Origin of the sequence: Tissierella sp. P1, from assembly GCF_002266425.1 — a bacterium.
Lineage (GTDB): Bacteria > Bacillota > Clostridia > Tissierellales > Tissierellaceae > Tissierella > Tissierella carlieri.
Window position 1 is genome coordinate 1 of record NZ_NPMN01000039.1, and the last position, 15,756, is coordinate 15,756.

Annotated in this window: 18 protein-coding genes; 17 read left to right on the forward strand and 1 reads right to left on the reverse strand. The window is 28.5% G+C overall.

Going from position 1 to position 15,756, the window contains the following annotated elements:
- The 4 genes from CIW83_RS19380 to CIW83_RS19390 all read left to right on the forward strand — a co-directional run.
- A partial coding sequence (locus CIW83_RS19380) for an ABC transporter substrate-binding protein (RefSeq protein WP_235601415.1) occupies positions 1-1,086 on the forward strand: 1,086 nt, incomplete at its 5' end.
- Positions 1,087-1,367: 281 nt separating this feature from the next.
- Positions 1,368-1,733, forward strand: a complete 366-nt coding sequence (locus CIW83_RS23995) for a hypothetical protein (RefSeq protein ID WP_235601416.1) — start codon at positions 1,368-1,370, stop codon at positions 1,731-1,733.
- A gap of 8 nt (positions 1,734-1,741) precedes the next feature.
- Positions 1,742-2,092: an HAD family phosphatase gene (locus CIW83_RS24000; protein WP_235601417.1), complete on the forward strand. Its 351-nt coding sequence runs from the start codon at positions 1,742-1,744 to the stop codon at positions 2,090-2,092.
- Positions 2,093-2,318: 226 nt separating this feature from the next.
- A complete protein-coding gene (locus tag CIW83_RS19390; RefSeq protein ID WP_094904113.1) occupies positions 2,319-3,386 on the forward strand; it encodes a GerMN domain-containing protein in 1,068 nt (355 codons plus the stop codon).
- Positions 3,387-3,654: 268 nt separating this feature from the next.
- Here CIW83_RS19390 and CIW83_RS19395 read toward each other — a convergent pair whose 3' ends face one another.
- Positions 3,655-5,520 (reverse strand): ATP-dependent helicase, encoded by a 1,866-nt coding sequence (locus CIW83_RS19395; RefSeq protein WP_094904114.1) that lies wholly within the window; start codon positions 5,518-5,520, stop codon positions 3,655-3,657.
- A 172-nt stretch (positions 5,521-5,692) separates the two neighbouring features.
- Between CIW83_RS19395 and CIW83_RS19400 the strand changes: the two genes are divergently transcribed.
- The 13 genes from CIW83_RS19400 (at position 5,693) to CIW83_RS19455 (ending at position 15,746) form a co-directional block, all read left to right on the forward strand.
- Positions 5,693-6,250, forward strand: a complete 558-nt coding sequence (locus tag CIW83_RS19400; RefSeq protein WP_094904115.1) for a phosphatase PAP2 family protein — start codon at positions 5,693-5,695, stop codon at positions 6,248-6,250.
- Between the two features lie 61 nt (positions 6,251-6,311).
- On the forward strand, positions 6,312-7,124 hold the full coding sequence (locus tag CIW83_RS19405) for a nitroreductase family protein (protein WP_094904116.1): 813 nt from the start codon (positions 6,312-6,314) through the stop codon (positions 7,122-7,124).
- A gap of 160 nt (positions 7,125-7,284) precedes the next feature.
- Positions 7,285-8,229: a lipopolysaccharide assembly protein LapB gene (locus tag CIW83_RS19410; RefSeq protein WP_235601420.1), complete on the forward strand. Its 945-nt coding sequence runs from the start codon at positions 7,285-7,287 to the stop codon at positions 8,227-8,229.
- Positions 8,230-8,282: 53 nt separating this feature from the next.
- Positions 8,283-9,032: a type I methionyl aminopeptidase gene (gene map / locus CIW83_RS19415; protein ID WP_094904118.1), complete on the forward strand. Its 750-nt coding sequence runs from the start codon at positions 8,283-8,285 to the stop codon at positions 9,030-9,032.
- A 186-nt stretch (positions 9,033-9,218) separates the two neighbouring features.
- The gene (locus tag CIW83_RS19420; RefSeq protein ID WP_094904119.1) at positions 9,219-9,887 is read left to right on the forward strand and encodes a hemolysin III family protein; all 669 of its coding nucleotides are present in this window, start codon (positions 9,219-9,221) and stop codon (positions 9,885-9,887) included.
- 79 nt (positions 9,888-9,966) lie between these two features.
- Positions 9,967-10,482, forward strand: a complete 516-nt coding sequence (locus CIW83_RS19425) for a response regulator transcription factor (protein WP_235601418.1) — start codon at positions 9,967-9,969, stop codon at positions 10,480-10,482.
- Positions 10,463-10,603, forward strand: a complete 141-nt coding sequence (locus tag CIW83_RS24005; protein ID WP_235601419.1) for a helix-turn-helix transcriptional regulator — start codon at positions 10,463-10,465, stop codon at positions 10,601-10,603. Before CIW83_RS19425 ends, CIW83_RS24005 begins: the two co-directional genes overlap by 20 nt.
- A 235-nt stretch (positions 10,604-10,838) precedes the next feature.
- The gene (locus tag CIW83_RS19430) at positions 10,839-12,011 is read left to right on the forward strand and encodes an MFS transporter (protein ID WP_094904120.1); all 1,173 of its coding nucleotides are present in this window, start codon (positions 10,839-10,841) and stop codon (positions 12,009-12,011) included.
- A gap of 10 nt (positions 12,012-12,021) precedes the next feature.
- A complete protein-coding gene (locus CIW83_RS19435) occupies positions 12,022-13,224 on the forward strand; it encodes a sensor histidine kinase (RefSeq protein ID WP_094904121.1) in 1,203 nt (400 codons plus the stop codon).
- Position 13,225: 1 nt separating this feature from the next.
- The gene (gene ybaK, locus CIW83_RS19440) at positions 13,226-13,708 is read left to right on the forward strand and encodes a Cys-tRNA(Pro) deacylase (protein WP_094904122.1); all 483 of its coding nucleotides are present in this window, start codon (positions 13,226-13,228) and stop codon (positions 13,706-13,708) included.
- Between the two features lie 276 nt (positions 13,709-13,984).
- Positions 13,985-14,221: a hypothetical protein gene (locus tag CIW83_RS19445; RefSeq protein ID WP_094904123.1), complete on the forward strand. Its 237-nt coding sequence runs from the start codon at positions 13,985-13,987 to the stop codon at positions 14,219-14,221.
- Positions 14,173-15,003, forward strand: a complete 831-nt coding sequence (locus CIW83_RS19450) for a class I SAM-dependent methyltransferase (RefSeq protein ID WP_094904124.1) — start codon at positions 14,173-14,175, stop codon at positions 15,001-15,003. Before CIW83_RS19445 ends, CIW83_RS19450 begins: the two co-directional genes overlap by 49 nt.
- A gap of 83 nt (positions 15,004-15,086) precedes the next feature.
- Positions 15,087-15,746, forward strand: a complete 660-nt coding sequence (locus tag CIW83_RS19455) for a pentapeptide repeat-containing protein (RefSeq protein WP_094904125.1) — start codon at positions 15,087-15,089, stop codon at positions 15,744-15,746.
- Positions 15,747-15,756: the final 10 nt, after the last annotated feature.

Sequence of the window (15,756 nt, forward strand, 5' to 3'; positions counted from 1 at the left end):
CCATTTATGGTATCTAATATAGTACCTGGAGAATCAGTAGAATACGTTCCAAATCCACATTGGTTTGGAGAGAAACCAAAGGTAGATAAGATTATTGCAAAACGAACAAGTCAAGATACTATTGTAGAAGCATTGAAGGCTGGAACATTTGACATAGTTGATCAACTAAATGTTAATAGTTATCCAGAGTACAAGGATTTAAGCAATATAACTTTAACATCAGCTGTAAGTAGATCTTTAGGATATCTAGGATTTAAACAAGGAAAGTGGGATGTAGAAGCCAAAAAAATTGTGCCAGATCCAAATAAAAAATTATCTGATGTGAAATTAAGGCAAGCAATAGCTTATGCTATGAATAATGAAGAAGTGGCAGAATTGTTCTATAATAATTTGAGAATACCTGCTAATGCATTAATTACACCATTTCATGCTAGTTTCTGGAATGATAAGCAAGAAGGTTATCCATATAACCCAGAAAAAGCAATGCAAATATTAGATGAAGCTGGATATAAAGATATAGATGGAGATGGACTTAGAGAAGATCCAAAGGGTAACAAGCTACAAATCAACTACCTTTCAATGTCAGGTGGAGATATAGCTGAGCCATTAGCTCAATTCTATATTCAAAACTTTAGAGATGTTGGATTAGATGTAGTATTACAAAATGGCAGATTAATAGAGATGAATGCATTCTACGATATGATACAAGAAGATAATGAAGATATAGATTTATTTGCAGCAGCTTGGTTAGTAGGATCTAACCCACAACCAGCATCATTATGGGGAAGTCTCTCTCCAAATAACTTTCCAAGATTTGCATCAGATGAAAACGATAAATTAATTAATGCTATTAATTCAAATGATGCATTTGGAGAAACTGGAATGGATAATGAGTACATGGTAAAAGCATATCATGATTGGCAACAATATGCTATGGAGCAAGTTATAGTAGCTCCAACTCTATATAGAATTGATTTAGCAGCAATTAATAACAGAGTTACCTACTGGGATGTAGACCCTAAGAATACTGATTGGGGATGGGAGAAGGTTGGTCTATTAGCTGACACTCCTGAAAAAGCAAAATAGTAAGGCTCTAGTTAAATAAATTAAAATAAAGTCTAATGATTCTTATCATTAGACTTTATTTTGATGGTACAGTATAATATGACTTTACTTTACCACATAGGAAAGATCAAATTTCTATATTTTTCTGCTAGTTCTAACAGCGTAATATTAGTTTTTTAGTTGGCTGTAAACCTAAAGAAGATCAACCAGTGGTTTTCTTTCAATTAATTTTCATACATAGAATTAATTATGCAAAAATGGGTATAACTCATATAATAGTAAAAAAAGGTTAGGATGATATTATGAAAAACATAGCAGCATTTTTTGATATTGATGGAACCATATTTAGAAATTCCCTAATGATCGAGCATTTTAAGAAATTAAACAAATATGAGGTAATAGACCCGTCTATCTGGTATACTCGAGTAAAAAAGGTCTATGAAGAATGGGAAAAGAGATTTGGAGATTTTGAACTTTACTTAGAAACTTTGGCACAAGTATATATTGAAGAGCTAAAGGGAGTGAATAAGACATATATAGAATTCATAGCATCACAAGTAATTAATCTCAATGGTGATATGGTTTATAAATATTCTAGAGATCAAATTGAATGGCATAAAAGCAAGGTCATAAGGTATTTTTTATTTCTGGAAGTCCAGATTTTTTAGTAGCGAAGATGGCTGAAAAATATGGTATTACGGAGTATAAAGGAACCATTTATAAAGTAGATGAAGAGAATAAGTTTACAGGGGAAATAGTTAGGATGTGGGATTCTGAAAGCAAACAGAGAGTTCTAAATGAATTGATAGCAAAGTATAATGTTGACTTAGAAAACAGTTATGCCTATGGAGATACTACTGGAGATATCTCCATGCTTAGAATGGTGGGAAACCCTATTGCTATAAATCCAAATAAACCTCTTTTTTTAGCTATAAGAGAAGATGAAGAATTATCAAACAAGATATCTATTATAGTAGAAAGAAAAAATATCATATATAAATTAAACCCAGATGTAGAAATATTATAGAAAATATAAACAAAGAACCTTTACTATACTTAAGGTCACAGCTATTTTTTCACCTTGAGTATAGATAAAGGTTTGATTTTTTATAATTCACAAGTCTCAGTTGAAACCAAGTTAGATTGTAATATTATCGTAAAGACTTTTTATAGAAATATATTATAATTATAGTAAAAGAGGATATAATCTAAATGAAGTTATAGTTGGACAAATTAGTTATAGGAGTGATATTATGAAAAAATTATTTTCCTTATTATTAATAACATTATTAATTTTTTCTTTAATTGGATGTAAACAAGTTATATCTAAAGATCAAAGTAATATCAAAGGTGATGAAAAAATATCAACAAAGGAGATTTTAACAATAGCTGACTATTACCCTTTTAAAGAAAATACTATTATGGACTATGAAGGTATAGGAAATGAATATGCTGAACAAAAGACCTTTATAGAGTTTGTTGAAGGAAATAGAGCACAGATGAAAATCATGAATCCAGGCACTGTTTTTGTAAAAGTTATGGAATATAAAGATGGAGCGTTAACAGAAGTATTTGCAGAAGGGGAATTTTATCATATTGAAAATATGTTAAATGCTAATACAAATAGTAGTAATGTTATTCTAAAGGAACCATTGCAAGTTGGAAATACTTGGTCAAATAATGAGGGAAGTACAATGGAGATAACTAGCTTAGATAGAAAAATAGAAACACCTTCTGGGACTTATGATGCATTAGAAGTGACTACTGAGTTTAAAGATGGTAGAAATCAAAAGGAGTACTATGCAAAAGATATAGGCCTCGTGGCAAGAATATATAATGATGGAGAATATGAAGTTAAAACTCTATTAGAAGAAATAGAAAATAGTAAACATGAAATGGAAATACTATCCTATTATCCAACATCTGAGGATATTGGTACAGCATATATAGAACAAGATATGGAATTTGGAACCAATGATAGTATTGAGGAAATTTTAGCAAACATTATGAAAAATCCCCCATCAAGTAAATTGATTTCTCCAATTTCAAAAAATACTAATATAAACAAAATACATTTAAATCGAGAATCATGGACTTTAGAGGTAGATTTTTCAAAGGAATTATTAATAGATATGAATGCTGGTTCTTCTTTGGAATTAGAGATATTAAAGTCTATAGTAAATACCTTGGGGAAGTTTTATGACGTGGAAAAGGTATATATAACTATTGAGGGAAGCCCTTATGAATCTGGTCATATTGGGATAAAGCCTGGAGAATCTTTTAGTGTGGATGATGTAGATGTAAAAGAGTTTAATAAATAAATGAAGGTCCTCTAGTGATGAGGACCTTCATTTATTTATTTGTCATCTTCGTTTTTGTTGTCATCTCTTTTTGATTCTTGTTTGTTTTCATTTTTTCTCTTTTGATTATTTTGTTTATTCTTTGCCATTACCACCATTTCCCTCCTTTTTCAAATAATTATTCCTGCATTTATAGTATTACAAATAAATGAAATTTTACTCTTAAAATTGTTATAAAAACTAAAAAATAACAAATTTTTATAACAATTTATAGCAAAAAAGAGAAAGCCTAAGCTTTCCCTTTTTCTAGTTCTAATAAAAATCTTGAGGGTTCTACACTTTTACCACCAAGATTATTTAGAGTAATTAAAGATAGATGGTATTTTGCTCTACTCATCCCAACATAAAATAGTCGTCTTTCTTCTTCTATTAATTCATACTTACCTTTTTCAACTGCTTCGATGCTAGATATAGATGGAAAATCACCATCCACTAGATCTATCATATATACCCTATCAAATTCTAAGCCTTTAGCAGAGTGAACAGTAGATAAAGTTACAGCATCCTTAACATTTCTAGAACTTTTACACAGATATTCTAGATATTTTAATCTATTAATTAGTTCGTTTAAGTTATTAGTATTACTAGCTATGATTTTCAAAAAATATATAGTAGTTTTTAAAACATCATAGGTATATCCAAACTTCATGGAATTTTCCTTAAGATATTTCTCGTATTCTAAGTCATATTCGATAAAATTTATTGCATCGCTAGGGCTCATCTTTGAAAGCTTTTTGAAATCAAGTTTTAGTTCTTTAAGAATTGATTTATAAAAATTAGATATTCCAGGAAAGTCCATTATCCTATCAAAGACTGAAAGACTATAATTCAAGGTTTTAGCATAGTTAATTTGTTTCTTTGAAATATAACCTCTTTTCTTATAATAGATGTTTTCGTATATACTCATATTGCTAGTATCTTGAGAAAACATTATAAAGCTTATTATATCCTGTATAAGCCAGTGATTAAAAAATCTAACTTTAACATCCCTCATGTAAAAGGGAATTTTATGTCTTTCAAACAGTTCAATAAGGCCTATGGATGATAAATTATTTCGATACAATATGCAGCATCTAGATAATTCTCTATTTTTCAAATCCTCCACTAAGTATTTATACTGCTCAGAAATTGAGTTGACTTTTACTATGTTGATAGGCTCAATAAAGTTATTATCCGTGGAAATGTTCTTATTATACCTTAATGTATTTCTTTTAATAAATTGATTACAAACAGAGACAATATTCTTAGATGACCTATAGTTTTGTTCCATAAAGAATAACTTCCCATTGGAATAAATTTTATTAAAGTTAAGTAATCCTTTAGGATATGCCCCTCTAAACCCGTAAATAGATTGGTCATCATCTGCTACAATAAACAAATTGTTCTCGGGACTTGCTAATAATTTTATTATTTCCATTTGTACCTTTGAAGTATCTTGTCCTTCATCTACCTGAATAAAATCATATTTAGCACGATATTTTTCCAATATATATTTATTTGATTCAAGAATCTCTAAAGCAGTAGTTAACATATCATCAAAATCTATGAGATTATTGTCCCTTTTATATTTTTCATAAGTATTATATATGGTTTTAAAATTCTCAATATCAGATTTATTGTTTTTCAAGAATTCATCAACCGTAAGCATCATATTTTTAATATATCCTATGGAGTTTAAAAGTGATTCTAACTTTTCTTCAGTGATATAATCTTGGTTTGTTGCAAAGTATATTTTTTTAATTACGTTATATTTATTAAGTTGATTCTTTTCTTCTTCAATCAAAGTATATTTAATTTTGTTTATATATGCATATTCTCTAATTAAACTAAAGCAAAAACTATGTATTGTAGAAAATTGAACCTGAATAGGTGATAAGTCTAAAAACATTTTATTAAATCTCTCTTTCATGTCTTTGGCAGAAGCTTTACTAAATGTTATTGATAATATCCTTTCAGGACTTATTTTATGGTTTAATATTAAATTTACTGTTCTATGTATTAATACAGTAGTTTTACCTGCACCTGGGACAGCTAATACTAAAGCAGGACCTTCCTTATGTTGTATGGCTCGTTCTTGTTCTATACTTAAATGCATATCTACACCTACTTTTGAATTTATCTTCTATATTTTAACATAAAAAAGAAATAAGTAGTATAGATATATAAATCAATAAAATTATTGATAAGTGGGTAATAATAAATTACAATATAATATTAGGAGTAAAAGACAAATTTCTACAATAAATTCTATTATTAAAGGTGAAAAAATGAAAAATAAATTAAAAAAATTCGACGATCTTTTTATTAACATAATTAATAGGAAAATGAAACATAGATATTTGGATGCTATAATGTATAGAGCTACAAATCTAGGGGGAGCAGTATTTTCTTCTCTCTTAGTTTTAATTCTAATATTAATAGGAAGCAGCAATGTTAAACTTATAGGACTTGAGGCTCTTGGAGCTTTAACTATTAGTCAAATAATAGTCCATGCACTCAAAAGAATATTAAGTAGAGAAAGACCATATAAGATAATAGAGCAATTAAACACTTTTGGTATAAATTTAAAAGATTATTCATTTCCTTCAGGACATACTACTGCAAGCTTTTCTATTGCTACTACTATAGCACTTAATATACCAAAATTATCTATTGTAGTATTTGTTATTGCTATAATCGTTGGTATATCAAGGATATACTTGGGAGTTCATTATCCTACAGATGTGACTGCAGGTATATTATTAGGCATTGGTACGGCTTTAGTTATACATTTTTACCTACTTGAATATATCTATACCTTGGCAGAAAGTCTGGGACTAAAATGATAGATTAGAAAATTACAATAGTGGTATATATACTATATATTTATATTGAGGGGGTTTTGGTATGTTAATGACTAATTTTTTGAAGAAAAGAAAATCAGTGAGAGAATTCAAGAATAAAAAGATAAATAGTGATATATTAGATGAGATTAAATCATACTTAGATTCATTGGAAAGAGAATATGGTACTGGAAATTTAAAGTTTAAATTATATGAATATGGTGAGAAATTATATGAAGGTTTAAGAGGAATTGGGGGATATTCAGGTGTAATGATTGAAAGTCCACACTATATTGGACTTGAGTTAATAGATGATAAAGATAGAAATACAATCTATGGTTCATATTATATGGAAAAGCTTATAACAAAGTTAAACACTATGGGATTAGATACTTGCTGGGTAAGTGTAGGAAACGTAGGCAAGGATACTAAAAAAGATATATTTGGAGATATGGTAGGAGAAATTAATTATATTTTAGCTATAGGATATGGAAAGGCGAGAAATCCTTTTATAAATGATAGTTTTAGTGATAGGATTGGTGTTGAAGAAATAGTTTTTACTGATAAAATAGGAAATCACGCAAATGTTGATGATTTAGAAAATAGGGGACTAGGTGATTTATTTTATTATATAAGATTTGCACCATCAACTCTAAACAAGCAACCTTGGAGATTTTTACTTGAAAAAGATAAAGTGACATTATTGATTAAATATAATAAAGGAGAAGAACCAAATCTTATAGATGCAGGAATAGTAATGTATTACTTTGAATCTCTAGGAGAGTCTATAGGCTTGAATAGTAAATGGCAATTAGTGAGTAACACAGTAGAAGAAGGAAATGATTGTTATAGATATATAGCAGAATTAAAATTATAAGAAAAGCTTGGGAAGCAGTATTTACTGATATTGGAGTATCTATATTAGCCATATTAAACTCAATGAGAGCATTAAAAGTAGAGGAATAACATTTTCTCTACTTTTTTGGCGTAAATGTGATAGACTATATATAGTATAGAAATTAAGAGGTGTTTTTTTGGTGAGAGAAATAAAAGAATATACTAGACAATATAATTATGTGTTATTAGCTGAAAACGCATATATTAATGGTGATAAAGAAAAATCTATTGAATTTTATAAAAAAGCATTAAAATTTAGAGGAAGTATAGAAGATACAATAGCAATATTATATAATATTGCTGAAGTCCATGATGAATTAGATAATGCATTAAAATCTTTATCTACATATGAACAGATAACGGAAATTGATTCTGATGAAGCAGGGGCATATTACGGTATAGCAATGACATATGAAAAGATAGGAGATAAAGATAAAGCTTTAGAATATTATCATAAAGCAATAGATATAGATCCATACTATGACAGAGCATATTATTATGCGGCTAATATATTTGATGAAAAAGGTCAAAAGAGCAAAGCTATAGAATATTATAATAAGGTAATTCAATTGGTGCCTGATGATCATATAGCTTTCAACAATTTAGGATCTATATATGAAGAATTGGAAGAGTACAATAAGGCCTATGAGATGATAGAGAAGAGTTTAGATTTAGAGCCTAATTATTATAAAGCATTGTTTAATATGGGTGTTATTTACAAAGCGATGGAGAATAATGACAAAGCCTTAGAATATTATTTTAGATCAATAGACATTAATCCTGAATATTCCTATTCGTATCTAAATGTCTCTGCCATTTATATAGAAGAAAAAAGGTATGAGGACACTATTGAATTGCTAACAGAGGGAATAAATAATAACCCAGAGGCTCATGATTTATATTATAATAGAGCTTGCTGCTATTCAATATTAGATGATAAAGAAAAGGCCTTGGAAGACTTAAAAAAAGCAGTAACACTGTTGCCGCAAATAGTAGAATCTATAAAAACTGATAATGATTTTCAGAATTTATATGGAGATAAGGAGTTTTTAAAGATAATAGATAAAGAAAATAATAAAGATTAATAGGATTTATTTACTATAAACAATATTATGATATATGAAGGAAGGTAGATTAAATGATTATATTAAAAACAGAGCAAGAAATACAGAATATGAAAAAATCAGGAGAGTTATTAGCAAGACTGCATAAAGAAATAGGAAAGATGATTAAACCAGGTATATCGACTATGGAGATAGATAAATTCGTGGAAGATTATTTAAAGGAACATAATGCTTATCCAGAACAAAAAGGATATCATGGCTATCCTTATGCAACTTGTGCTTCAATAAATGATGAAATCTGTCATGGATATCCAAGACCAGAACCTTTAAAAGAAGGTGATATAGTGACTATAGATATGGTAGTCAATATAGATGGATGGCTAGCTGATTCTGCCTGGAGCTATGCTGTTGGGAATGTATCAGATGAAGCTAAGCAACTATTAGATGTAACTAAAGAAGCCTTATATAAGGGAATAGAACAGGCGGTTGTAGGTAATAGATTAGGAGACATTGGTTATGCTATACAATCTTTTGTAGAATCTTATGGGTATTCGGTTGTCAGAGATTTCGTAGGTCATGGTATAGGTAAAAAAATGCATGAAGATCCTCAAGTTCCTCATTATGGAATACCAGGTAGGGGACAAAGACTTGTTGAAGGAATGGTTATAACTATAGAGCCAATGATAAATGTAGGGACATATCGTATGAAAATGGATGATAATGAATGGACTGCTAGAACAGTTGATGGAAAGTTATCAGCACAATATGAGCATACAATAGCCATTACAAAAGAGGGACCAATGATTTTAACAGAGCAAGACTGAAAAAGATAATTAACAGATGACAATTAACAAAGAACAATTTTATCAATTAGCAATTGTCAAAAAATAATTAGAAGATTAAAGATTAAAAGATCAATATCATTTTAAGAATTTAATTTATTCCAATTTTTTTATTGTTAATTGTTAATCGTTAATTGTTAGTTGATTATAGAAAGGATAGGTGAAACGATGAAAAAAGAAAATCCAGTTCAATTATTGAGTAAGAAATATACAGTTAAAGAAGAAATTGCAAATGGAATTACTCATGGATTAGGAGTATTATTTGGTATTGCATCTTTAATTGTATTACTAGTAATTTCTATAAGGAAGGGAGATAATATATCAATTGTTGCATTTAGCATATATGGTGCATGTTTGACTTTGATGTATTTATCATCAACATTATATCATAGTATACCTAACGAAAAAGCAAAGAAAATACTTCGTGTATTTGACCACTCCTCTATATTTTTATTTATAGCTGGAACCTACACTCCTATTGCACTTCTTACTATGAAAGGAGCTTTAAGGATTGGTATACTAGTTGCTGTATGGTCTATAGCAGTATTTGGTGTTGCATTTAAAATTTTTACCTTTGGAAAATTTGATAGATTTAAGGCATTGTCATTGAGTCTATATATAGGTATGGGATGGATAGCAGTATTCACTATAAAACCAATTATTAGAATGACCTCTGTAGGATTTTTTATTTGGATATTAGGAGGAGGACTTTTATATACTTTAGGAACTATATTCTATAGTATTAAAAAGATTCCTTATCACCATGCTATATGGCATTTATTTGTATTAGCAGCATCGGTAGTTCATTTTGTAGGGATAATACTATATTTGACTTAGAATATAATGAACAATTAAAATAAAAGCAGGATGAGTCTTGAATACCTAAAATAAGTAATGTTTTTAAAAGGGGTTTATCATGATAAAAGTTCTTATAGTAGATGATCAAAGTTTAATACGAGAAGGCCTTACGATGATGCTGAGTCTTTATGATACTATAACTTTAGTAGGTGAAGCTACTAATGGTAAAGAGGCCATAGAATTAATAGATAGAATACAAGTTGATTTAATATTAATGGATATACGAATGCCCATTATGAACGGAGTAGAGGCTACGAAAATAATTAAAGAAAAACATCATGATATAAAAGTATTAATACTAACAACTTTCAATGAAGATGAGTATATCTTTGAAGGTTTGAAAAATGGTGCAGATGGTTATTTACTCAAAGATATATCGTCTCAGGATTTGGTGAAGGCTATAAAAACAGTATATGAAGGAAACGTACTGTTACAACCAGATGTAGCTAAGAAGATGTTAGGGGCTATGACGTATAATAATGCTGCACAAGGCAATCTAGATAAACATATATTTAAAGAGTTAACTAAAAAAGAATATGAAATAGCACTATTAATTGGAAGAGGGAAAATCTAATAAAGAAATAGCAAATATCCTATATATAACAGAAGGAACTGTTAAAAATCATATAACAAAAATATTAGATAAGTTAGACTTGAGAGATAGAACTCAATTGGCAGTATTAATTAAAGACTAAAAACTGTGATTAACAATCACAGTTTTTTTTAATCTATAGGAGAGCTGCCACTTATTTTTGATTTTTTAAAAATAGATAATTTCAATGGTTCAAAAAAGCTGTCTTAATAATGCTTCAATAGAAGTTTTTGTTACTTTAGTCATGAAAAAACATGACCTTTAATATTACCTTAGCTAGATTTTTTATATTGAAAATTCTTATATATTTAAGGTAAGAATATTTAGGGGGTTATGCCGTGAAAGAGCTAAGAAAGGTTATCTATTTCATATCTTTTCCGTTGTCCTTTATAGGATTTATATTTCCTATTTATGCTTCTTCTATAGGAGCAAACATTATTCAAATAGCATATCTTTATTCCATATTTTCAATAATCAGTATAATAATACGGCCAATGGTTGGAAATTTAATAGATAAGAGAGGAAGAAGAATAGGGATATTAATAGGTACTATACTTTATACAATAGTGAATATATTTTTTATATTAGCTAAGGATTTTAAGTATCTATTGATAGGGAGAATAATTCAATCTTTAGGGGCTTCATTTCTATGGATAAGTGTAGATACTTTTATCTCCGATATTAGTGATGAGACTAATAGAGGTAAAAATTTTGGTTTATTAAATCAATTTATGGCTAAAGGTGAATGGGTGGGTAGTATTATTGGGTTTACTATTCTATACAATAATTTTACTGATAATCCATTTAAATTAATATTTACTATCTTTCTAATTACTAGTTCCATATCTGTCTACTATACAATTAAAAAAGTTCCGGAGACTATTAATCTTAAAAAGGAATATAAAGCAGGTAATATTAAAGATAAGAAACAATTAAAATATTTCCTGGGAATAATGGGGATTCTTTCATTTATAACTAGCTTAACTGCACCAATATATCTTATATATCTACAAGAAAATATTACAAAAGATATTGGTCTAATATCCTTCTTGTTTATTCCAGCATCTATATTGGCACTTTTTCTGCCAAATATATTCGGAAGTTTCTCTGATAAATATGGCAGAGAGAAGATAGTTATAGCTGGTATGTTCATAAATGCTATACTTCAAATATTTATACCATTTAATAAAGAATATTATAGTTTTATGATTCTTTATACATTGATTTCTATCGTTGTAATGTTTTATAGTCCAGCATTTTCTTCATTGATCATTGATTTTGTAGGAGAAAATAAAAGAGGAAGATCCTATGGTTTATATAGCTTTGCAAGTGGAATAGGGGGAGCAATAGGATATATGGCTGGTTCTTATATATATGAAAATATAGGAAATGATATTTTATTTTACACTAAAGGAATACTTTTAGTTGTAATGACTTTATTTATTTGCTATCTTTATATTAAGAATATAAGAATGAATAGAAAAATGGAGATAACTAGAATAGAACAATGAGGTAGTATAGATGAAGAATATTTATAAATACAATAATTATTTATATAGAGTATTGCAGACTTCCATAGGACTTGATATTATTTATCGATGCAAAGATAATATTACTGCTTTACTAATTTCTTTTGGGCTATTTTTAGTAATAGTAATCAATGACCATCTAAGGAGAAAATACTTTTATAGAAGTGTAAAGAAGTATTATTCATCCATATTTATATCTATGGCAATAAGCCTAATGTTGGCTTTGAAAATAAGTGGATATATAGAAATATATTTATACATGATTTTATATGAACTAATTCTATATACAGAAGGAAAAATCTCAAGGTTATTTATATCACTGGAGATCATATTTATTCTAACTCTAATTCTGCTTAGCACAATATCTGGTGAAGATATAGGTTCAATAGAATTTTGGAAAGAGAATATATTAGATGTTATTATGGTACTGATGAGTTTATTTTTCTATTCAGTAAGTTTATTTGGATATAAAGTTTTGAGAAAAGAAAAAAGAGAAGTAGAGAGGTTGAATAAAGAATTAGAATTATCCTATAACAAATTAAAAGAACAATCAGAAAGAATAGAGGAATTAACTATAGCTAAAGAGAGAAATAGAGTGGCTGGAGAAATCCATGATAATTTAGGTCATAGCCTTATAGCTTTAAATATGAATCTAGATGTGGCAGAAAAAATTATAGAAAAAGATATTATTAGAGCTAAAGAATTAATCGACAAATCTCAGATATTAACTAAGGAAAGTATGGAAAGTCTGAGAAAGGCTGTTTATGCTTTAAAAGATGAAAGAAATAGAACTTTGCTAGACTCCATAGAGAAAATTGTTGATAATATTGAAAATGCAGGAGAAGTTAGTGTAATATTAAATATAGATGAGAAGGTGGAGGAATTGCTGCCAGAATATAAAGATATTATATATACCTCTATAAAAGAAGCTTTAACTAATAGTATAAAACATGGTAGGGCAGATAAAATCAATATAGATATAAAATTAGATGAAGATGAGGTAAGAGTTGGAATTAGTGATAATGGACTAGGATGTGTAAATTTGATTAAAGGTAATGGATTAATGGGGATAGAGAATAGGGTAAAAGCTTTTGGTGGGAAAATAATTTATAATAGAGAGGAAAAACAAGGATTTAATTTAGGTTTAATCTTTAAATTAAATTATATAGAATGTACTAATGAGGAAGGAAAATAAAATGACTAATATAAAAACAAATGCTATGCGTATTTTAGAACAGATGAAAATAGATTATAATGCTATCACCTATAGTAATAATGATGGAAAAATTGATGGTATTTCAGTTTCTGAGAAGATTGATAGAGAACTGAAATTTGTTTACAAGACATTAGTAGTCCAAGGTCATAGCAAGAATATTTATGTGTTTCTTTTACCAGTTGCAGAGGAATTGGATTTAAAAAAGGCTGCAAAAATTGCGGGAGAAAAAAGTATTGAAATGATACCAGTTAAAGATATATCAAAAATTACAGGATATATAAGAGGTGGATGTTCTCCAATAGGGATGAAGAAAATTTATAAGACATTTATAGATAAATCTGCTTTAGAGATAGATAAGATTATTGTAAGTGGAGGAAAGATAGGAGTTCAAATAGAATTGGAAACATCCAAATTAATTGAAGTCTGCCATGGTGAAGTCGGAGGTTTTACTATTATAAAATAACTATTATTTTTGGTGCCTGGCACCAAATACTATAGTTATTTATTAGTTGGAGATCTTATCAAATAATTATTTTATTTATTTAATGCATATATTATAGATTACATATTATGGTATAATGAATCTGCATTAGTATTAGTTATTTTTTCGAAAGGAGTGGACAATATGAGAAAAATAAATGTTAATTCAATCAATCAACTAGCCATTGGAGGAATTACATTTTAACTAAATGTACTTAACCCATTGGCAAAATTTAAAAAACTATTTGGAGGGATTTTAATGTCAATGGAAAAGTCTATAGCAGAGAAAAGTATATTCAGTTGGATAGAAGAAAAATTAGCACCTATATACTGCACATCAGAAGAATTCATTTATAATGAAATGGAATCTCAGTCAGGGTATAGTTTGCCAATCATCTATAAGCCTTTTGATGTAACAAAAAATCCCATTGGGATGATAGAGGACGTATGTATGATTTTCTTTATTCAATTAAGGGAGAAGGAAAAAAATTATTAGACTTTGGACCCGGTGATGGATGGCCTTCATTAATTGTGGCACCTTATGCTAAAGAAGTAATAGGAGTAGATTCATCGGAGAAAAGAATATCAGTCTGTAAAGATAATGCTAAAAGTCTGGGAATTACAAATGCTGAATTTATATTCTATAATTCAGAAGATAGATTACCATTTGAAGATAATACTTTTGATGGAATAATGGCAGCCTCATCTATAGAACAGACACCTAATCCAAAGAAAACCATAGGAGAATTATATAGGATATTGAAGCCTGGCAGAAGTATAAGAATTTACTATGAAGCATTAAGTAGATATAAAGATGGATTTGAAAATGATATATGGATAGAAAAGTTAAATAAAGAAAGCTGTAAACTAATTATATTTGACAGAAATATTAAGGAAGAATATGTAATACAATATGGATTGACTATTGCTATGTCTGTGGAAGAATTGATTAGCAAGTTGAATAACAATACTGATTTTTCACAGATAACCATTTCTTTCTTAGAAGAGATTAAACCTAAGGTTACAAATGCTTTAGTCTTAAGAACGATTCATCCTTCTGGTAAGACATATATAAAATGGTTTAGGGAAGCAGGGTTTAGAGAAGTAATACCTACTTATTCTGGTGGGATAGCTGCTAGCAAATTATATGATTTATATAAAGAAGAATTACCTAATTCTTTAGAACTAGTCGATGAAGCAATTAAAAAAACTGTAAAGATAGTAATAGATTTAAAAGCACCTATTGAAATGGACCCAATGATTATAGCAGTAAAATAAGACATAAGCTAGACAAGGGAGATGAGATGTCTCCCTGTTTAGCTATTTTGCTAGTTGCAATAATTTTGTAAGGAGATAATAGGATGATAAAAGCAAAAGATGAATTTAAAATTTCACTACCTCAAATTCCAGCAAGGTTAGAAAACTTAGATATAACTGACAAGGATATTCAAGATGAGGACTCTTTTAATATGGCTACTATCAGTGATTGTTATATAGAAGAGCAAAGGGCAGAGAAAGTAATATTTGAGAAAATTATATTTAGAAATGTTATATTTGAAGATATATTTTTTAAGAACCTTGAGCTAACGGATGTTAAGTTTATTAATTGTGACTTATCTAATATAGATTTAAGTGGGGCAATTATACATAGAGTAGAGTTTATGGATTGTAAAATGATGGGGGTAAAATTAATTGAAGGAACTATTAGAAACGTAAGATTTAATAATTGCAATTTATCCTATGCCAATTTTAGATTTTCTAATATCAAACAGGTAATTTTTATGAATTGCTTATTAAGAAATGGAGATTTTCAAAGTGTTGAACTCTTGAAAGTTAAATTTGATGAAAGTGATATGAAACAAATACAAATGAGTGGAACAAAGTTAAAGGACATAGATTTAAGTACTTGTGATATAGAAGGAATAGGTATAAGAATAGAAGAATTATATGGAGCAATAGTCTCAAATATACAAGTAATTGATTTTGCTAAGTTACTAGGACTTGTGATTAAGGATGAATAAAAAGGGGAAA